Here is a 19,093-nt window from a genome sequence, read left to right as displayed (position 1 = left end):
ATCCAGCGCCGGTATCCAGCGCCGGCATCCGACGACGGACCCGACGCCAAGGGCCCCGCACGCCGAGCGCGCGGGGCCCTTCCGGTGCCGTCGGCCGTCAGTCGGACAGCCGCTCGCCGGTGGACGTGGAGAACACGTGGGTCTCGCCCGGCCGCGGTACGACGTGGAGCGTGGAGCCCTTCTCCGGCACGGAACGGCTGCTGACGCGGACCACGAGGTCCCGCGTCTCGCCACCGACCTCGACGGTGCCGTAGACGTAGCCGTCGGCTCCGGTCTCCTCGACGACGTTCACGGAGACGGCGAGGCCGGCCGGGGCGTCGGAGGCGTCCTTGGACAGGGAGGCGGCGACGGAGCCGTTGTGCTCGACCACGACGAAGTGCTCGGGACGCACGCCCACGGTGACCGTGCGGTCGCCCTTGTCGGAGGCGGCCTTCAGGGCGTCCCGGTTGACCGGGACGACGCTGTTGCCGAACTTCACGCCGCCGTCGGTGATCGGGACCTCGACCAGGTTCATCGCCGGGGAGCCGATGAAGCCGGCGACGAAGAGGTTCGCGGGCTTGTCGTACATGTTCCGCGGCGAGTCGACCTGCTGGAGGATGCCGTCCTTGAGCACGGCCACGCGGTCGCCCATCGTCATGGCCTCGACCTGGTCGTGGGTGACGTAGACGGTGGTGATGCCGAGGCGGCGCTGGAGGGACGCGATCTGCGTACGGGTGGAGACGCGGAGCTTGGCGTCCAGGTTGGACAGCGGCTCGTCCATGAGGAAGACCTGCGGCTCGCGGACGATCGCGCGGCCCATCGCGACACGCTGGCGCTGACCGCCGGAGAGCGCCTTCGGCTTGCGGTCCAGGTACTCGGTGAGGTCGAGGATCTTCGCGGCCTCCTCGACCTTCTGCCGGATCTCCGCCTTGTTGACGCCGGCGATCTTGAGCGCGAAGCCCATGTTGTCGGCGACCGTCATGTGCGGGTAGAGGGCGTAGTTCTGGAACACCATGGCGATGTCCCGGTCCTTGGGCGGCAGGTGCGTGACGTCGCGGTCACCGATGCGGATGGCGCCGGCGTTGACGTCCTCCAGGCCCGCGAGCATCCGCAGGGAGGTGGACTTTCCGCAACCGGACGGGCCGACCAGGACGAGGAACTCGCCGTCCTCGATCGCGATGTCGAGTGCGTCGACGGCGGGCTTGGTGGAACCCGGGTAGATCCGGGTCGCCTTGTCGAACGTTACTGTGGCCATGGTGAATGGGCCCCCTTCTACCGGCAGGAACGTGCCGGACGATCCGTTGTAGGAAGGTGGTTGGTGTAGTCCACGCGAGTGAACTGGATCAGGACGGTACCTGGCGTTCACTCGCTCTGTCAGTACCTCGGCCCATGTGAACTTCGCGGAAATTTTCGACAGGGCGGCCCCGAGACCTGGGTACACTGCACGGGCACCCAGGTGCACGCCTCCTTAGCTCAGCTGGTCAGAGCGCCGCTCTTGTAAAGCGAAGGTCGTCGGTTCGAATCCGACAGGGGGCTCCGACAGCCCGGGCGGGACCCGCTTCCCACCTGGGCTTTTTTCATGCCAACAGGCGAGCGATCTCCAGTTGCCGGGCCTGGACCGGGCGGTCGTCCTTCACGTCCCACAGGGCGTTCTGGAGCAGGCGGCCGAGGGTCCAGGCGCGGGCCCGGGGCCGGTCCAGGCCGAGGACGTCGGTCATCGCGTCGAAGCGCCAGCGGACCTCGGCCGCCTCGAAGCGGTTGTCCAGGGCGGGCCACAGCTCGAAGCCGGGGTCGCCGGCCAGCGGCTTGGGGTCGATGGCGAGCCAGTCGGCGCGGTCGGCGGCGAGGACGTTCTCGTCGTGCAGGTCCCAGTGGAGGAGCCGGTCGCCGGGGTCGTGGACGACCTCGCGCACGGCGGCGGCGCAGTCGGCGACGATCCGGCGGGCCCCGGGGTCCGGGATGCGCTTCAGCGCCCAGGGGGTCCGTTCCAGCATGGCCTCGGCGATGTCGCCCAGGCGGCGCAGGCCGGGCGGGGCCGGGAAGGACGTGAGGTGGGCCAGCAGCCGGGCGATGACCAGGACGGCCTCGCGGGTGTCGCCGAGACCGGCCAGCATCCGGGACTCGTCCAGGCGCTCCAGGAGCATGGTGCCGGTGGCCGGGTCGTGGTCCAGGAGCCGTACCGCCCCGTCGCCGTCCCACACGCGCAGCGCGACCGGTTCGCCCACGCTCTCCTCGTCCGTCAGCTGCAGCTTGAGGACCGCGCGGAGGCCGTCGGCGCGGACGACCGGCAGGACCAGGGCGCTGACGCCGTTCATCGACGGCCCGTCGAGCGTGAGCCGCCAGCGGTGCAGGAAGCCGGCAGCGAGGTCCGGCAGTGCGGCGATGAACGCCCGCCCCGCCGCGCCGTTGTACGCCTCCTGCGCCTCCGCCAGCTCGCCCGGGATGTCGATCACGAAGCGGACGATACTGGCGTGCGTGAATCGGCTCATGCGAATTTTCCGGGGCCTGAGCGGGGTGTGGGCGTATGTCCGCGGTGCTCCCGGCACGTACGTGTGGCTGGGGATCCTGTGCGTGACGACGGTCGCGCTGCACCACATGCCGCCGGAGTTCGAGGAGCACTTCCTGCGGCGGCGGTCGACGAACATCCACGAGCTGTCCCGCAATCCGCTGCGGGTGCTGGTGGCCAGCGCGATGTGGATCGAGAGCGGGCACTGGGTGCCGTACGCCTTCCTGTACACGGTGTTCCACGCGCCGGCCGAGCGCTGGCTGGGCACGGCCCGCTGGCTGGCGGTGTGCGTGCTGGCGCACGTGCTGGCCTCGCTGATCAGCGAGGGGGCGCTGCTGGAGGCGATCCGCCGGGGCATGGCCCCGCATTCGGCGGTGTACACCCTGGACATCGGGGTGAGTTACGCGCTGGCCGGGGTGATGGCGGTGCTGGTCTACCGGATCGCGGCGCCCTGGCGGTACGCGTATCTGCTCGCGGTACTGGCCGTGTTCGGGCTGCCGCCGGCCGCCGGGCCGACCTTCACCGACTTCGGTCACGTCGTCGCCGTACTGATCGGTCTCGCCTGCTATCCGCTGGTCAGGGGCCGCGGAAAAGCATGGAATCCGAAGGAGACACTGGCCGGGCTCAGGGGTTAACGTCCCGGCCATGAGCAGCTCGGCGAGCAGTGTCGTGAACGGTGGCATCTCCTTCTGGTACACGGACGACGGCCTTCCGGCGGTGCGGGAGCCGCTGCCCGGGGACGCGTCCGCCGACGTCGTGATCGTGGGCGGCGGCTACACGGGCCTGTGGACCGCGTACTACCTGAAGAAGGCCGCACCCTTCCTGCGCATCACCGTGCTGGAGCAGAAGTTCTGCGGGTACGGCGCCTCCGGCCGCAACGGCGGCTGGCTGTACAACGGGATCGCGGGCCGGGACCGGTACGCGAAGCTGCACGGCCACGAGGCCGCCGTACGGCTCCAGCGGGCGATGAACGACACCGTGGCCGAGGTGATCGCGGTCGCCGAGGCGGAGGGCATCGACGCCGACGTGCACAAGGGCGGCGTCCTGGAGGTGGCCACCACCCCGGCGCAGCTGGCCCGGCTGAAGGCGTTCCACCAGCACGAGCTGTCGTACGGCGAGAAGGACCGGGAGCTGTACGGCGCCCGGGAGACCGCCGAGCGGATCCGGATCGCGGACGCGGTCGGCTCCACCTGGACCCCGCACGGGGCCCGGCTGCACCCGGTGAAGCTGGTCAAGGGGCTCGCGGCGGCCGTGGAGGCGCTCGGCGTCACCATCCACGAGTCGACGCCGGTGACGGAGATCCGCCCCAAGCACGCGGTCACCCCCTACGGCACCGTCCGCGCGCCCTACGTCCTGCGCTGCACCGAGGGCTTCACCGCCTCCCTCAAGGGGCAGAGGCGGACCTGGCTGCCGATGAACTCCTCGATGATCGCGACCGAGCCGCTGACCGGGGAGCAGTGGGCGGCGATCGGCTGGGCGGGCCGGGAGACCCTCGGCGACATGGCGCACGCCTACATGTACGCCCAGCGCACGGCCGACGGCCGGATCGCGCTCGGCGGGCGCGGGGTGCCGTACCGCTTCGGTTCGCGCACCGACAACGACGGCCGGACGCAGACGGCGACCGTCGAGGCCCTGCGGGAGATCCTGACCCGCTTCTTCCCGTCCCTGGCCGGGGTGCGGATCGAGCACGCCTGGTCGGGCGTGCTCGGTGTGCCGCGCGACTGGTGCGCCACGGTGACGCTCGACCGCTCCACCGGCCTCGGCTGGGCGGGCGGCTACGTCGGCTCCGGCGTCGCCACCACCAACCTGGCCGCCCGCACCCTGCGCGACCTGGTCCAGCGGGACTCCGGGCAGGGCGGGCGGACCGAGCTGACGGAGCTGCCCTGGGTCGGCCACAAGGTCCGCAAGTGGGAGCCGGAACCCTTCCGCTGGCTGGGCGTCCAGGGCATGTACGCCACCTATCGCGCCGCCGACCAGCGCGAACGCCTCCGCCCGGGCACGGAGTCCTCACGGCTGGCGAAGGTGGCGGACCGGGTGGCGGGACGGCACTGAGGCCCGGGCCTCGGGCTGGTTACCCTCGCGGCATGATTCGTACCGCGACCCCCGACGACGTCCCTGTCATCCACACCCTGATCCGTGAGCTGGCCGAGTACGAGAAGGCGCCCGAGGAGGCCCGGGCGAGTGAGGCGCAGCTGCGGGAGGCCCTGTTCGGGGAGCGGCCCGCCGCGTTCGCGCACATGGCGGTGGACGAGGCGAGCGGGGATCCGGTCGGGTTCGCGCTGTGGTTCCTGAACTTCTCCACCTGGCGCGGGGTGCACGGCATCCATCTGGAGGACCTGTTCGTCCGCCCGGAGGCGCGCGGCGGCGGCCACGGGCGGGCGCTGCTGGCCGAGCTGGCGCGGATCTGCGTGGAGCGCGGGTACGAGCGGCTGGAGTGGTCCGTGCTGAACTGGAACCAGCCGGCGATCGGCTTCTACGAGGCGCTGGGCGCCCGGCCGCAGGACGAGTGGACGGTGTACCGGCTCACGGACGAGGCCCTGACCGCGCTGGGCTCGTCCGGCTGACTCGGCACCGGCGGTGGCGGTGGCGGTGGTCCGGCGGACACAGGTCGTCCTTGGGCCGGTCGCGCAGTTCCCCGCGCCCCTTGGGCGGGCGAGCCGCAGCGTGCTCACGGGGCGCGGGGCTGTGTCGCTCGCGGCCCCGCCGGACGCCCGAGGCGCGGGTGCGGCCCGCCCGCGCGGGGGTGGCCGCCGCTCCGACGGACGGCAGGAAACCGCGCGCGTGGGCCCGGTGCCGTGGCGCGGGCCACCGACGCCGCCGCCCGGGCGGGAGCGGCCACCAGGCGCCCGCACACGACGGCGAACCGCGCCCCCCGGCACGCGCCGCCGCCGTCCGTCACGGTTCCAGTACGACCTTGCCGGTCGTGCCCCGCCCTTCCAGTGCCCGGTGCGCGGCGGCGGCCTCCGCGAGGGGGAAGCGGGTGACGGCCGGGCGCAGCCGGCCCCGCGCGGCTTCGGCGAGGGCGCGCAGTTCCAGCGCGCGCAGGCCGCCGGCCCGCTCCAGCATCGCCGGGCCGAGCACCGACTCCGAGACGCCCTCGACGTGGTACCCCCGGCCCTGCCCGATGCCCTCCGCGGACCAGCCGAACACCAGGTGCCGGCCGCCGGGGCGGAGCAGCGCGACGGCCTCCCGGGCGACGTCCCCGCCGACGCCGTCGTAGACGATCGTGGCGAGCTCCGCCTCTTCCGGCGCACCGAGCCGGGCGCGGACCTTGGCGGGCCAGTCCGGGGCGGTGTAGTCGACGGCGAGGTCGGCGCCCGTGGCCAGGACGCGGGCGGTCTTCTCCGGGCCGCCGGCGAGCCCGATCACGGTCGCCCCGGCGTTCTTGGCGTGCTGCACGAGCAGCGTGCCGATGCCGCCGGCCGCGGCCGGTACGACCACCACGTCGTCCGGTCCCGGCTCGGCGAACTGCGCGATGCCCAGTGCCGTACGGCCCGTGCCGATCATGGCGACGGCGGCGGCGAAGTCCAGGTTCTCCGGGATGTCGTGCACCCGCTCGACCTCGGTGACGGCGAGTTCGGCGTACCCGCCGGGCGCGAACCCCAGGTGGGCCACCACCCGTCGGCCGAGCCACAGGTCGTCCACGCCGTCGCCGAGCGCGTCCACGACCCCCGCGACCTCCCGGCCGGGCACGGTCGGCAGGCGGGGCGGCTCCGGCAGCGGACCCCGGTGGCCCTCCCGCAGGGCCGCGTCGAGCAGGTGCACACCGGCCGCGGCGACCGCGATCCGCACCTGGCCGGGGCCCGGGACGGGGTCCGGGACCTCCTCGTAGGTCAGGTTCTCGGCCGGGCCGAAGGCGTACAGGCGGACGGCGTGCATGGGACCCCCAGGGAGACGAGGCGCGGTGTGACCCCCACCCTCGGACCTCAAGCGCGCTTGAGGTCAAGGGCGGGCCGGCCGAGGATCAGGGACACCGCCGTCACCGCGCTGTTGAAGGACACCTCCGCGAGCACACCCGGCGCCGCCACCTGGTCGCCCACGAGGTAGACCCCGTCGCCACGGTCCACTGCGGGCCGGTCCCGCCAGCTGCGGCCCGGCAGGTCCACGGCCCCCGTACGGCCGTCCGCCACCGCCTCCCGCCGCCAGGTCACCCGCTCCCGCCACCCCCGCAGCCCCAGGTCGAGCAGCTGCTCGGCGCGGGCCACGCCGTCGGCCCGGGCCTGGCCGGGCCCGATCGGGAACTGCCCCTGGACCAGCTGCTCCCCGGCCGGCGCGAGGGACGGGTCCTGCGCGGTGAAGCGCTCGATCCAGCCCGGCGCGTCCAGGTCGGAGACGGCGAAGGCGTCCCCGCGCCGTGTGCGTACGGCGAGGTCGAGGAGGACGGTACGGCCGCTCGGCCACTCCAGCGAGTCGTCGCGGAGCAGCCGCCGGGCGGCGGGCAGGCCGGTGGCGACGACCACCGGGCTGTCCTCCGGCAGCTCGTCCACCCGGGCCCCCGTCTCGATCCGCACGCCCGTGTTCCAGGCCCGCGCGGCCATCCGGTCGATGACCCCGCCCCAGCCGCCGCGCGGATAGTGCGCCTCCGGCGGCAGCTTGGCGGCCCGGCGCAGCCGCTCCTGCACGAAGGCGGCGGACAGGCCGCCCGGGTCGTGGTGGAACAGCGCCACCGCCGCGTAGTGGGCCGCCGCGCGGGCTCCCTCCTCGCCCGCGATCCCGGTCGCCCAGCCGAGGAAGTCGGCGTCCACGGGGGCCGGGCCGACCCGGCGCCGCAGCAGCTTGAGCATGGCGAAGGGCGGGGTACGGCGCAGCACACCGTGGTGGCGCAGCCGCAGCCGGGCGGCCTCCAGGGGCGGCAGCGGAGCGAGCGGGCCGACCAGGTCCCGCTGCCTGAGCCAGGCCCAGTGCGGGCCGCCGGCGTAGAACGCGTGCGGGCCCTCGTTGGTCCGGTACGGCCCCTGCGCCGTCCGGGCCCGCCCGCCCAGGGTGCCGTGGGCCTCGTACACGGTGACCTGGGCGCCGGCCTCGGCGGCGGTGATCGCGGCGGTGAGTCCGGCGAAGCCGCCGCCGATGACGGTGATGTGGTGCGCGGGCTTGTGCATGGTTCTCCCTGAGGTCGGTGCACTGCTCGGGAGTACGACGGCCGGCACCCCGCCGCGTGTGACATCCCGGGGGTTTTCCCAGCTCGGGACGGATTGTCAGTGACGGGGTGCAGCATGGGCGCATGGTGAGGCGAGCGACGGGAAGCCGGTCCGCGGGCCGGGCGGCGGTGCGGGGCGCGCGGCGGCCGGAGGTGCGGCTGCCGCCCCTGGAGCCCTGGGCTGTGGGGGAGTTGGAGCCGGACGGCGACTACGACGGGCTGGAGTTCCGGGAGTGCGACCTGGCCGGGCAGGACGGCGCGGGCGCCCGGTTCATGGACTGCGCGCTCACCGGCTGCGCGGTGGACGAGACCGCGCTGGGCCGGGCCCGGGTGCTGGACTCGGTGCTGACCGGACTGCGCGGGGTCGGGACGCGGTTGGCCGAGGCCACGCTCAGAGACGTCGAACTGGTCGACGCACGCCTGGGCGGCACGCAGCTGCACGGCGCCGTGCTGGAGAGAGTCGTGGTCCGGGGCGGCAAGATCGACTGTCTGAACCTGCGCGAGGCCCGCCTCAAGGACGTCGTCTTCGAGTCCTGCGTCCTGGTCGAACCGGACTTCGCGGGCGCGCGCCTGGAACGGGTGGAGTTCACCGACTGCGCCCTGAAGGGGGCCGACTTCGGCGGGGCGACCCTGACGGACGTCGACCTGCGCGGGGCCGCTCCGCTGGAGATCACCCGGGGCCTGGACCGGCTCTCCGGCGCCGTGATCAGCACGGGTCAACTGCTGGACCTGGCCCCGGTGCTGGCGGCGGCGATGGGGATCCGGGTCATGTGACTCGCGTCATCGACTCCATGGCGAAAGAGCCGTGAGGCACTCCATGGGCACCCCGGTGCGTGGCGCGTGATTCTCGAACGCCTGCCGTGCCACGGCGGCATCCCGGCCCCGGACGACATACGGCGCCGAGCAGGTGGCGGCCGGACCGCGTCGAGGGGCGGCCGGTGGTGATCTCGTCGAGGCCGGCCTTCACTGGGCCCTGCCCGGCGGCGGCATGGAGGCGGACGAGGGTCCGCGCGAGGGCGCGCTGCGGGAGCTGCGGGGAGGAGACCGGCCGGACCGACCTGGAGCTGGCCCCCTCCTGCGCGCCTGGGAACACGCGCGGGTGGAGCAGACGGGAACTTGACGAGGATGCGGAGCCGGTGTGGCCGCCGGGCCGCGCGCGGCCGGACGAGTGGGAGGCGCGTCGGGTGTGACGTTCCACGCCTCAAGTGCGCTGGAAGAGACGGAGGTTGAGACTGGGCCCCGTGTCCGTATAACGGATTCCGCAGCACGGCATTCGGATACGAACACGTAAAGTCTTGACGGCGCTCTGTCAAACAGCCGGGTTCCGGTGTCACTCTCTCCTCGCCCGCCGCAAGTCTGTGCATCCCCTGTGGCCCTCTGTGTCTCCACCCCACGAGACCGGACAGAAGGAGATCGAGTGAGACAGCAGCCCCACGACACCGGCGCCTCCCGTACTCCCCGCAAGACCGCCGTGCGCGCCGCGGCCCTGGTCGGCTCCGCGGCGATGGTCGTCCTCGCCCTGCAGAACGGCGCCGCGACCGCCGCGCCCGCGCCGCACCCCTCCGGCGCCAAGGCCGTCGCACTCAGCGCCCCGGCCCGTGCCGCCGCGCTGGAGTCGGCCCAGCAGCACGCCGGTGCGGCGGCCCGTGAACTCGGGCTCGGCGCCCAGGAGAAGCTGGTCGTCCGGGACGTGGTCAAGGACGCGGACGGCACCGTCCACACCCGCTACGAGCGCACGTACGCCGGTCTGCCGGTGCTCGGCGGTGACCTGGTCGTCCACGCGGCGAAGAACGGTGCGCTGAAGGGCGTCAGCCAGGCGACCAGGGCCCGGATATCCGTGCCGAGCACGACGGCGGCCGTGTCCCCGGCCGCCGCGAAGCAGACCGCCCTCAAGGCCGCCGGCACCGCGAAGGCCAGCGCCGTTACCGCCCGCACGATCGTGTGGGCCGCCGCCGGCAAGCCGGTCCTCGCCTACGAGTCCGTCGTCAAGGGCCGCCGGCACGACGGCACCCCGAGCGAGCTGCACGTCATCACGGACGCGCGCACCGGCGAGCGGCTGTACTCCTTCGAGGCCGTCGACACCGGCACGGGCACCAGCCAGTACAGCGGCACCGTCCCGCTCGGCACCACCGCCGCCGCCTCCGGGGGCTACGACCTGACCGACGGCGGGCGCGGCGGCCACAAGACGTACGACCTGAACGGCGGCACCACCGGCACCGGCACCCTCTTCCACGACGCCGACGACCTCTGGGGCGACGGCACCGTGAACAACCGCCAGACCGCCGCCGTCGACGCGGCCTACGGCGCCGCCGTCACCTGGGACTTCTACAAGTCCGCCTTCAACCGCAACGGCATCGCGGGCGACGGCAAGGCCGCCTACTCCCGCGTCCACTACGGCAACGCCTACGTCAACGCGTTCTGGAGCGACAGCTGCTTCTGCATGACGTACGGCGACGGCGCGAACAACGCCGACCCGCTGACCTCGCTCGACGTCGCCGGGCACGAGATGAGCCACGGTCTGACCGCGGCCACCGCCGGCCTGAAGTACAGCCGCGAGTCGGGCGGCCTGAACGAGGCCACCTCCGACATCTTCGGCACCTCGGTGGAGTTCTTCGCGAACAACTCCGCCGACGCCGGTGACTACCTCATCGGCGAGAAGATCGACATCAACGGCGACGGCACCCCGCTGCGCTACATGGACAAGCCCAGCAAGGACGGCGCCTCCGCCGACTACTGGTCGCGCACCGTCGGCCGCCTGGACGTGCACTACTCGTCCGGTGTCGCCAACCACTTCTTCTACCTGCTGTCCGAGGGCAGCGGCGCGAAGACCGTCAACGGGGTGTCCTACAACTCCCCGACCTACGACGGCTCCACGGTCACCGGCATCGGCCGGGACAAGGCGGCCCAGATCTGGTACAAGGCCCTGACCACGTACTTCACCTCGTCCACGGACTACGCGGGTGCCCGCACCGGCACCCTGCAGGCCGCGGCCGACCTGTACGGCTCGGGCAGCGCGGAGTACAACGCGGTGGCGGCGGCCTGGGCGGCCGTGAACGTCAAGTAGCGCGGGCACGGCGCCGCGGTGGCCGGGCCGCCCGTCCTCACGGGTGGTCCGGCTTGCCGTCGCCGTACAGCCAGTCCTTCCAGATCCCGCCGAAGTCCTGGTCCGGGGCCTTCTTCTCGACGTACGCGGTGAAGTCGGCGGTGCTCGCGGTGGAGTGGCGGTGGGCGGCGGCCCAGCCCTGGAGGATGGCGTAGAAGGTGTCGTCGCCGACCTTCTGCCGGATCTTCTGCAGGACCATCGCGCCGCGCTCGTAGACCGGGCTGCCGGAGATGTGCGCGGCATCCGACTGCTTCGCCGGCGGGAAGGCCCAGATCTCCTCGCGGTCGCCCTCGTACAGACGGGTGAACGTCTCCTGGGCGGTGGGCCCGCCGTGGTCCTCCTGGTACAGCCACTCCGCGTACGTCGCGAAGCCCTCGTTGAGCCACATGTCCCGCCAGGACCGAGGGGTGACCGAGTCGCCGTACCACTGGTGGGCGAGTTCGTGCACGAGGACCGAGGTGTTCAGCTCGTCGGCGGGGAAGACGGGCCGGTTCTGGGTCTCCAGGGCGTAGCCGGCGTCGTGCGGGCGGTCGACGATCGCACCGGACGAGGAGAAGGGGTACGGCCCGAAGTTGTACTCCTCCCAGTCCAGGATCTCCGGGATCTCGGCGAGCACCTTGGCGCTCGCCCTGGCCTGGGTGGGGTCGACGGCGGTGATCACGGGCAGGCCGTGCGGGCCGGTGCTGCGGGCGATGTCGTAGTGGCCGATGGCGACGGTGGCGGCATAGCTCGCCATGGGCTGACCGGTGTGCCAGTGGTAGGAGGTACGGCCCCCCTTCGTGCTCTGCTCCGTCAACTCGCCGTTGGAGACCGCCTGGAGGCCCTTCGGCACGGTGACCGAGATGTCGTACGCCGCCTTGTCGGAAGGGTGGTGGTTGCCGGGGAACCAGGCCATGGAGCCGACGGGTTCGCCGAGCGCGAGGGCGCCGTCGGCGGTGGGCAGCCAGCCCTCCTCGGAGCCGTCGGGGTCGGTGAGGGTGCGCGGGGTGCCCGAGTAGCGGACGGTCGTGCGGAACGTCTCGCCCCGGGTGAGGTCGTCGTGCGGGCGGACGGTGAGTTCCTGTCCGGCGCGGTTCCAGCGGGCTTCCTCGCCCTCGACGGTGACCGAGTCGACGCGCAGCCCGGCGAGGTCGAGGTCGAAGGCGGACAGGTCCCGCGTGGCCCGGGCGGTGATGACGGCCGTGCCGGTGAGCCGGCGGGTGGCCGGGGTGTAGTCCAGGGTGAGGGCGTAGTGGCCGACGTCGTAGCCGCCGTTGCCGGCCTTCGGGAAGTACGGGTCGCGCACGCCGGAGCCGCCCGGGGTGCCCCGCACGCCGCCGTCGCACGCGGTGCCGGTGAGGGCGAGGGCGAGGAGCGCGGCGAGGGCCGGGACAAGGCGTACGGATCTGGACATGTCAGCGATCTTAGGCGGGCGGGGCGCACGCGGGCAGGGGTGCGGCGGGCCGGCGTGACACCATCTCCCCCGTGCTCGACATCGGCTACGCCCTCTCCAACCGGTTCCCGGACCCCCCGCAGACCGACTACCGCCGCGCGGACGTCCACGCGCTGCGGTACGACCTGTTCTGCGGGGACGTCTACCTCGCGGACACCGAGACCGACCGGGAGCTGTCCACAGCCTGGGGATGGGTGCCGGTGCTGGACTTCGCGTGGGCGCTGTGCGACATCGTGGAACGGCTGGACCGGGACCCGATGGGCTCCCGCGCCGCCCGGCCGCAGCGGGCGGAGCTGGACTTCACCGAGTCCACCGACCGGATGCTCTTCGAGCGCCGCTTCGGCTGGGTCGACATCACCGCCGACTGGATGCCGGCCGAGGAGTCCCCGCTGACCTTCTCCCACACCGAACTGCGCCGCGAGGCCCGCGACTTCCTGCACGACCTGCTCGCGGACCTCGTCGACCTCCACGAGGACCTGGCGGAGAACCCGGCGATCTGGACCCTCCAGGCCCGCTTCCCCCGGGTGCCGTGAAGAGGACCCCCGGTGTGAGCCGGGGATCTTCTCGCACCGCCGCGCTCGTCAGACGTTCACGCCGAAGTCCTGGGCGATGCCCACCAGGCCCGAGGCGTAACCCTGGCCCACCGCGCGGAATTTCCACTCCGCGCCGTTGCGGTACAGCTCGCCGAAGATCATGGCCGTTTCGGTGGCCGCGTCCTCGGACAGGTCGTAGCGCGCGATCTCGGCGCCGCCCGCCTGGTTGACGATGCGGATGTAGGCGTTGCGGACCTGGCCGAAGTTCTGGCCGCGGTTCTCGGCGTCGTAGATGGAGACCGGGAAGACGACCTTGTCGATGTCGGCCGGCAGCGCGGCCAGGTTGACGTTGATCGCCTCGTCGTCGCCGGCGCCCTCGCCCGTGCGGTTGTCGCCCGTGTGGACGATCGAGTTGTCCGGGGTCTGCTTGTTGTTGAAGAAGACGAAGTGGGCGTCCGAGTAGACCTTGCCCTGGGGGTTCACCGCGATGGCGGACGCGTCCAGGTCGAAGTCCGTGCCGGTCGTGGTGCGGACGTCCCAGCCGAGGCCCACGGTGACGGCGGTCAGGCCCGGAGCCTCCTTGGTGAGCGAGACGTTGCCACCCTTGGACAGGCTTACAGCCATGTTGGGAGTCCCTTCCTTAGATACCCGTGCATATCCGTGCACTCTGTGCCGACGAAGCTACCGTCACCCGGGACAACGTCGAGGGGTGTCCCCATGGTTCCGGATCCCTTTACCTTTTTTACCGAACCGGAAATCCAGGTGACGTGAGGCGGGCCGGGCCGGGAACATGAAAGACATGTCCGGGCCCTACCTCATCCGTGGCTCCGTCTCGCTTCCCGAGGCCGAGCTGATGTGGCGTTTCTCCAGGTCGTCCGGGCCCGGTGGACAGCATGTCAACACCAGCGACTCGCAGGTCGAGCTGCGCTTCGACCTCGCCCGCACGGAGGCGCTCCCTCCGGTGTGGAAGGAGCGGGCGCTGCGGCGGCTGGCCGGCCGCCTCGTCGACGGGGTGGTGTCCGTACGGGCCTCGGAGCACCGCTCCCAGTGGCGCAACCGGGAGACCGCCGCCGTACGCCTCGCCGCGCTCCTCGCGGAGGCCACCGCACCGCCGCCCAAGCCCCGCAGGCCGACCCGCATCCCGCGCGGCATCAACGAACGCCGGCTGCGGGAGAAGAAGCAGCGCGCGGAGACCAAGCGGGGCCGTTCGGGCCGGGACTGGGGTTAGGCGGACCGGGGGCCGCGGCCTGTCACATCTCCCGGCTCCCTGTCGTCAGGGTGGTGCGGGAGCACTCGGGACCGCCGAGGACGACGACGGAGAGGCCGCAGCCACCCATGACCGACAACGACTTTCTCGCCGAGCGGTTCGAGGCGTACCGGGGACATCTGCGGGCCGTCGCCCACCGGATGCTCGGCTCCGCCGCCGAGGCCGAGGACGCCGTCCAGGAGGCCTGGTTCCGGCTCAGCCGGTCCGACACCCGGCAGGTGGAGAACCTCGGCGGCTGGCTGACGACCGTCGTCGGCCGGGTCTGCCTCGACATGCTCCGCTCCCGCCGCTCCCGGGGCGAGCAGCCGCTGGAGACCTGGCAGCCGGCGCCCTCGGCCGAGCCGGACCCCGCGCGGAACGCCCTGCTCGCCGACTCGGTCGGGCCGGCCCTCCTCGTCGTCCTGGACACGCTCTCCCCGGCCGAGCGGCTCGCCTTCGTGCTGCACGACCTGTTCGGGGTGCCCTTCGAGGAGATCGGCGGCATCCTCGGACGCAGCCCGGCCGCGACGCGGCAGCTCGCCAGCCGGGCCCGGCGCCGGGTGCGGGGCGTGGAGGCGCCGGAGGCCGACCTGGCCCGGCAGCGCGAGGTGGTGGACGCCTTCCTGGCCGCCGCGCGGAACGGCGACTTCGACGGGCTGCTGGAGGTGCTCGACCCCGAGGTCGAGGCCCGTACCGAGGCCGGGGTGAACAGCGGTGCGGCCCGGGTCGCCGCCGCCGCGGCGAGCTTCGCCCATCTGGCGCGCGTCGCGCGTCCGGTGCTGGTCGACGGCGCGACCGGCCTGGCCGTGTTCGCCGACGGCCGTCCGGAGCGGGTCCTGGCCTTCACCTTCGTCGCCGACCGCATCTGCGTGATCGACATCATCGCCGACCCCGCCCGGCTGGCGGACCTCACCGTCGAGGAGGTCTAGCCCAGGACGGATGCCGCTCAGGACAGGTCCAGCACTCCCACCGTCTGGCCCCCGCTCGTCTCCCCGTTCTTCCGGAAGCCCAGGCGGAGGTAGAAGTCCTCGGGGCCGTCCGGGCCGGGGTGCCGGCTGACGTACAGCTCCGTGCCGCCCCGGCGGCGGATCTCACCGGCCACGGCGTCGACGGCGAATCGGCCGTAACCCCTGCCCTGCTCGCCGGCGGCGATGTTCAGCCGCCACAGCCCGGAGCGGCGCACGCTGCCGTCGCCGTGCCAGTCGATGCCGAAGAAGGCCATCAGGAAGCCGACCGCGCGGCCGTCGTCGACGATCAGGCGGGGCCAGGCGACGCCGGGGGGATGTACGTAGGCCTCGGCGAGGGACTGCACGACCGGTGAGACGGCGTGTTCCTGGTCGGGGCGGACACGGACGGCGACGGCGGTGTCGAAGTTCCGCGGGGTGACTTCTTCCAGACGTGGTGTCATCCGCGCACCGTAGGCGGGCGGTCCCTCCGCCCGCCACGGAATTCGGCGCTCGGCCCGGCGGGGCCGCGAGGCGATGCCCCTCAGCCCAACTGCCGGTACCGCCCCCGGAAGTACAGCAGCGGGCCGCCCTCGGCGCTCGGCACCCGGGCGGTGAGGACGCGGCCGATGACCAGGGTGTGGTCCCCGGCGGTCACCCGCTGCTCGGTCCGGCACTCCAGGGTGGCCAGCGCGCCGCCGACCAGCGGGGCGCCGGTGACCTCGCCGCGGACGTAGGGGATGTCCTCGAAGAGCAGCCGGTCGCTGATGCGTCCCTTCATGGCGAAGCGGCCCGCGATGTGCCGCTGGCTCTCGGTGAGGACCGACACCGCCCACAGCGGCTGCTCGTCGAGCAGGTCGTCCATCCGGGCGCCCGTGCGCAGGCTGACCAGGACCAGCGGCGGGTCGAGGGAGACGGACATGAAAGCGGTGGCGGTCATGCCGACGTCCTCCACGCCCGGCGCCTCGGGGTCGTCCGGGGCCAGCGGCGGTTCCTGCGCGGTCACCAGGACCACGCCCGCGGCCAGCCGGGACATCGCGGCCCGGAACTCGTCGTTGCTCACCCCCTCAGCATGCCCGGACGGCAGGGGGGTCGTGGGGGAGGGAGTCTTCAGCACGCCGGAAACGCTAGTCTCCGCCCCGCGCGGCCCGCATCGGCCCTCCGCCCGAGGCGGGTCCTAGGACCAGCGGCGCACGCGTGCGGCGACCAGCGGCGCACGCGTGCGGCGACCAGCGGCGCACCCATGCGGCCAGATCCGTGCATCATGTGAGCACAGGCGCACGCTGTGCGTTCAGTAAACGCACAGGGCAAACGCAGAAACTCCACTCAATTGTTCACGTTCTCCTGTGACTTGAGTCACAAGAGGCAGGAATTGTTGACCCTGTGTACCGAGTGGGCTTCGCGCTGTGATTCAGTGGCGGAGAAGCCACGAAGAGGTTCAGACACAACCCTTGATTCGCTGCGAGGTCTCGGGGGGAGGGTGAGCATGGAGACCGAGTCGGAGCCGTATGTCCGTCTTGCGTCCCTGCGACAGCTGCACCAGGTCATGGCCGACATGAACACGGCACGCAGCCTGGCGGACACACTGCAGACCGTCGCGGACGGCGCCGTGACCGCCCTCGGCTACGAGATGGCGGCCGTCAACCTGGTCCGCCAGGACGGCGATCTCGTGGTCGCCGCCTTCTCCGGCAACTCCGCCGCCGAGGCCCTGATCACCGGCCGGGCCGGCTCCCGCGAGTCCTGGGACCGGCGGCTGAACATGGGCGAACGCTGGGGCGACCTCGTCTTCATACCGCACACCGAGGGCTGGGTCCTCGACGACGACGACGTCCCCCAGTGGTACACCGACGGGCCCGCGCCGCGCTTCGAGGACGAGTGGCACCCCTCCGACCGGCTCTTCGCGCCCATGTACACCCCCGGCGTGCAGGGCAGCTCCTGCGGCGAACTGCTCGGCGTCATATCCGTCGACCGGCCGCGCAACGGCCGCCGCCCCGGCGCCTGGGGCCGCGAGGCCCTCCAGATGTACGCCTTCCAGGCCGCCATCGCGATCAGCAACGCGCGCCTGCGCGCCAACATGCAGCGCGCCCTGGTCCGCCTGGAGCGCGAGCAACAGGCCCTGCGCGCCAGCGAGGAATCCTTCCGGCAGGCCTTCGAGTACGCCCCCTCCGGCATGGCCATCGCCGAGATGGGCGGCGACCAGCACGGCCGCATCCTGCGCACCAACGACGCCCTGTGCCGGCTGCTCGGCCGGCCCGCCTCCGCGATGCGCCGCTACTCCTTCGCCGACCTCGTCCACCCCGAGGACGTCGGCACCCTGCTGCGGACCTCCGCGGAGGGCGGCCGTGCGGAACTGCGTCTGGGCCGCCGCGACGGCACCTACGTCTGGGTGTCCCTGCGCAACAGCGTCGTCGCCGACGCCGCCGACGGCCCCCGCTTCCTCCTCACCCACGTCGAGGACATAGAGGAGCGCAAGCGGCGCGAACTGCAGCTCGCCCACCGCGCCTCCCACGACTCGCTGACCGGCCTGCCCAACTCCGCCGAACTGCGCTCGCGCCTGTCCGCCCGGCTCTGTCAGCGCCCCGCCCACGCCGGCGCCGTGGAGTCCCTGGACGCGGCCTACGGCCACCCCGCCTTCGACGCCCCCGCCGGCCACGGCTTCGACTTCACGCCGGGCGCGGAGGGCTTCGACGCCCACGACCACCATGTGCACACCGTCGCCCCCGAGGACGGCCGCGACGACGGCACCAAGGGCCTCGCGGTGCTCTTCTGCGACCTCGACGGCTTCAAGTCGATCAACGACCGGTTCGGGCACAACGCGGGCGACGCGGTGCTCATCGAGGTCGCCCGGCGGCTGAGCAACGGCGTCCGCGACGGCGACACGGTCGCCCGGCTCGGCGGCGACGAGTTCGTGATCCTCGCCGACGGCCTCGGCCGGGCCGACGCCCAGGACCTCGCCGTACGGCTGCGCAACGAGATCATCCAGCCGATCCGCGCCGAGGGCCGGGCCGTCCGGGTGGGCGCCAGCTTCGGCATCGGCTGGGCACACTGCGGCATGACGGCGGACGAGGTGCTGAAGTCCGCTGACGAGCGGATGTACGTAGAGAAACGATCTCGTCCCAAACAGCACCGGCGTGCCGGATGAACCGCAGGTCAGCGAGTTGATGCGGTCCGAGTCACCCGTTTGGGCCAGTGAGAGCGGGTAGGCTCGCCATTCCACAGCCATACCGCATCCGCCCGCACCTGTTGAGGAGTACCAAGGGATGACGCCCGGCGACAACGGCGCGAGCACGCCCGAGGACGACGACCCGTTCGGCTACCTGTACGCAGACGGCCAGGCCCGGGGAGCCCAGCCGCCGTCCGGCGGTTACGGCTACCCGAACTCGGTCAGCAGGGTGCGTACGGTCGGCGAGCGCAGCTACGGCGCACAGCCGCCGCAGGCCACCTACGGCCAGGGCGTCCCCCAGCAGGGCGCCTACGGCCAGCCGAACGCCCACTACCAGGCCCCGGAGACGCTCCCCGGCGGCGCCCCGGCCTCCCACCGCACCGCGCCCCCCGCGCCCGGCCGCCGCGGCCCCAACACCAAGGGCCTGCTGATCGGCGCCATCGCGGTGGTCGCCGCGGTCGTCATCGGCATCGGCGTCGCGATGATCAACGGCAACACGGACGACGACAAGTCCGGCAACGAGGCCGGCTCCACTCCGACCCAGTCCCAGACCAGCAGCCCGAGCCCGTCGGGGAGCGGTTCGGCGGCGCCGGGTGAGCTGCCGAAGTCGGACGCGAGCGCGCTCCAGCTGGCCGGCGGTGCGACCAAGGCGACGGACGTGCAGGGCGCACGGGCGGCCGGCGGCACCTATGTGACGGGCTTCAACCAGACCGGCGCCTCGATCACCTGGACCGTCGACAACATCCCCGAGTCCGGCAAATACAGTGTCTACATCGGTTACAGCGTTCCCGGCAAGGACGCCACCGCCACCCTCACGGTCAACGGCGCGGCTTCCAACACGCCTGTCGGACTGAAGAACTGGTCGGGTGCCCCCGCGGGCGACTACAAGAAGGGCTGGACGAAGACGTACAACTGGATCCAGCTCGACAAGGGAACGAACACCATCGCGCTCTCGTGCGCGCAGGGAAATCAGTGCGATGCTCTGATCGACCAGATGTGGCTGGTGAAGGGTTGGGTCAATTCCAGCGGTTGAGCCCCGAAGCGGGTGCG

Annotated in this window: 19 protein-coding genes and 1 tRNA gene; 12 read left to right on the top strand and 8 right to left on the bottom strand. The window is 72.5% G+C overall.

The annotated features are described in order from the left end of the window. Window positions 1–97: 97 nt before the first annotated feature. On the bottom strand, window positions 98–1,234 hold the full coding sequence (gene ugpC, locus AB0L21_RS16215; protein ID WP_365784564.1) for a sn-glycerol-3-phosphate ABC transporter ATP-binding protein UgpC: 1,137 nt from the start codon (window positions 1,232–1,234) through the stop codon (window positions 98–100). A 207-nt stretch (window positions 1,235–1,441) separates the two neighbouring features. Here ugpC and AB0L21_RS16210 point away from each other — a divergent pair. Further along, window positions 1,442–1,515, top strand: a tRNA-Thr gene (locus AB0L21_RS16210). Between the two features lie 41 nt (window positions 1,516–1,556). Here the strand turns inward: AB0L21_RS16210 and AB0L21_RS16205 are convergent. After that, window positions 1,557–2,468, bottom strand: coding sequence for an aminoglycoside phosphotransferase family protein (locus AB0L21_RS16205; RefSeq protein ID WP_365709854.1), 912 nt, complete (start codon window positions 2,466–2,468; stop codon window positions 1,557–1,559). Between AB0L21_RS16205 and AB0L21_RS16200 the strand changes: the two genes are divergently transcribed. From AB0L21_RS16200 to AB0L21_RS16190, 3 genes are read left to right on the top strand one after another with little or no spacing between them, the layout of a single operon-like run. After that, window positions 2,467–3,120 carry a rhomboid-like protein gene (locus tag AB0L21_RS16200; RefSeq protein ID WP_365784653.1) on the top strand — a complete coding sequence of 218 codons (654 nt, stop codon included), beginning with the start codon at window positions 2,467–2,469 and terminating at the stop codon, window positions 3,118–3,120. The two genes, AB0L21_RS16205 and AB0L21_RS16200, sit on opposite strands and share 2 nt — an antisense overlap. Before the next feature lie 10 nt (window positions 3,121–3,130). After that, a complete protein-coding gene (locus tag AB0L21_RS16195; RefSeq protein ID WP_365784562.1) occupies window positions 3,131–4,537 on the top strand; it encodes an FAD-binding oxidoreductase in 1,407 nt (468 codons plus the stop codon). Between the two features lie 32 nt (window positions 4,538–4,569). Then, complete coding sequence (locus AB0L21_RS16190) at window positions 4,570–5,049, top strand: GNAT family N-acetyltransferase (protein ID WP_365709860.1); 480 nt, start codon at window positions 4,570–4,572, stop codon at window positions 5,047–5,049. A 331-nt stretch (window positions 5,050–5,380) separates the two neighbouring features. Here AB0L21_RS16190 and AB0L21_RS16185 read toward each other — a convergent pair whose 3' ends face one another. Then, the gene (locus AB0L21_RS16185; RefSeq protein ID WP_365784560.1) at window positions 5,381–6,364 is read right to left on the bottom strand and encodes a zinc-binding dehydrogenase; all 984 of its coding nucleotides are present in this window, start codon (window positions 6,362–6,364) and stop codon (window positions 5,381–5,383) included. Window positions 6,365–6,411: 47 nt separating this feature from the next. Beyond that, window positions 6,412–7,584 carry an FAD-dependent oxidoreductase gene (locus AB0L21_RS16180; RefSeq protein ID WP_365784558.1) on the bottom strand — a complete coding sequence of 391 codons (1,173 nt, stop codon included), beginning with the start codon at window positions 7,582–7,584 and terminating at the stop codon, window positions 6,412–6,414. Window positions 7,585–7,706: 122 nt separating this feature from the next. On the opposite strand from AB0L21_RS16180, the gene AB0L21_RS16175 reads away from it, so the two are divergent. From AB0L21_RS16175 to AB0L21_RS16165, 3 genes are all read left to right on the top strand, one after another. After that, window positions 7,707–8,396 (top strand): pentapeptide repeat-containing protein, encoded by a 690-nt coding sequence (locus AB0L21_RS16175; protein ID WP_365709867.1) that lies wholly within the window; start codon window positions 7,707–7,709, stop codon window positions 8,394–8,396. 214 nt (window positions 8,397–8,610) lie between these two features. Further along, window positions 8,611–8,742: a hypothetical protein gene (locus AB0L21_RS16170; RefSeq protein ID WP_365784651.1), complete on the top strand. Its 132-nt coding sequence runs from the start codon at window positions 8,611–8,613 to the stop codon at window positions 8,740–8,742. Window positions 8,743–9,126: 384 nt separating this feature from the next. Then, entirely contained in the window at window positions 9,127–10,686 is a 1,560-nt protein-coding gene (locus AB0L21_RS16165) for a M4 family metallopeptidase (protein WP_365784649.1), read from the top strand. A 37-nt stretch (window positions 10,687–10,723) separates the two neighbouring features. On the opposite strand, the gene AB0L21_RS16160 is transcribed toward AB0L21_RS16165, so the two are convergent. Then, window positions 10,724–12,118, bottom strand: coding sequence for a M1 family metallopeptidase (locus AB0L21_RS16160; protein WP_365784556.1), 1,395 nt, complete (start codon window positions 12,116–12,118; stop codon window positions 10,724–10,726). Window positions 12,119–12,189: 71 nt separating this feature from the next. Between AB0L21_RS16160 and AB0L21_RS16155 the strand changes: the two genes are divergently transcribed. Continuing rightward, a complete protein-coding gene (locus AB0L21_RS16155; protein WP_364862032.1) occupies window positions 12,190–12,690 on the top strand; it encodes a hypothetical protein in 501 nt (166 codons plus the stop codon). A 48-nt stretch (window positions 12,691–12,738) separates the two neighbouring features. Here the strand turns inward: AB0L21_RS16155 and AB0L21_RS16150 are convergent, their stop codons facing one another. Further along, a complete protein-coding gene (locus AB0L21_RS16150; protein ID WP_365709871.1) occupies window positions 12,739–13,314 on the bottom strand; it encodes a TerD family protein in 576 nt (191 codons plus the stop codon). A 166-nt stretch (window positions 13,315–13,480) separates the two neighbouring features. Here AB0L21_RS16150 and arfB point away from each other — a divergent pair, with 166 nt between their 5' ends. Both arfB and AB0L21_RS16140 read left to right on the top strand, forming a co-directional pair. Then, window positions 13,481–13,918: an alternative ribosome rescue aminoacyl-tRNA hydrolase ArfB gene (gene arfB / locus AB0L21_RS16145; protein WP_365709873.1), complete on the top strand. Its 438-nt coding sequence runs from the start codon at window positions 13,481–13,483 to the stop codon at window positions 13,916–13,918. 107 nt (window positions 13,919–14,025) lie between these two features. Next, window positions 14,026–14,865, top strand: coding sequence for a sigma-70 family RNA polymerase sigma factor (locus AB0L21_RS16140; protein ID WP_365784554.1), 840 nt, complete (start codon window positions 14,026–14,028; stop codon window positions 14,863–14,865). Between the two features lie 17 nt (window positions 14,866–14,882). On the opposite strand, the gene AB0L21_RS16135 is transcribed toward AB0L21_RS16140, so the two are convergent. Together AB0L21_RS16135 and AB0L21_RS16130 are read right to left on the bottom strand one after the other, a co-directional pair. Next, a complete protein-coding gene (locus AB0L21_RS16135) occupies window positions 14,883–15,344 on the bottom strand; it encodes a GNAT family N-acetyltransferase (protein WP_365784552.1) in 462 nt (153 codons plus the stop codon). A gap of 80 nt (window positions 15,345–15,424) precedes the next feature. Then, complete coding sequence (locus tag AB0L21_RS16130; protein ID WP_365709879.1) at window positions 15,425–15,997, bottom strand: flavin reductase family protein; 573 nt, start codon at window positions 15,995–15,997, stop codon at window positions 15,425–15,427. A gap of 369 nt (window positions 15,998–16,366) precedes the next feature. On the opposite strand from AB0L21_RS16130, the gene cdgB reads away from it, so the two are divergent. Together cdgB and AB0L21_RS16120 are read left to right on the top strand one after the other, a co-directional pair. Continuing rightward, on the top strand, window positions 16,367–18,022 hold the full coding sequence (cdgB, locus tag AB0L21_RS16125) for a diguanylate cyclase CdgB (protein WP_365784550.1): 1,656 nt from the start codon (window positions 16,367–16,369) through the stop codon (window positions 18,020–18,022). 118 nt (window positions 18,023–18,140) lie between these two features. After that, window positions 18,141–19,076 (top strand): carbohydrate-binding protein, encoded by a 936-nt coding sequence (locus AB0L21_RS16120; protein ID WP_365784548.1) that lies wholly within the window; start codon window positions 18,141–18,143, stop codon window positions 19,074–19,076. Window positions 19,077–19,093: the final 17 nt, after the last annotated feature.

The organism is Streptomyces sp. NPDC052721 (assembly GCF_040678315.1).
GTDB lineage: Bacteria > Actinomycetota > Actinomycetes > Streptomycetales > Streptomycetaceae > Streptomyces.
Note: the sequence above shows the minus strand (reverse complement) of the source record. Positions and strands in the feature narration are given on the sequence as shown.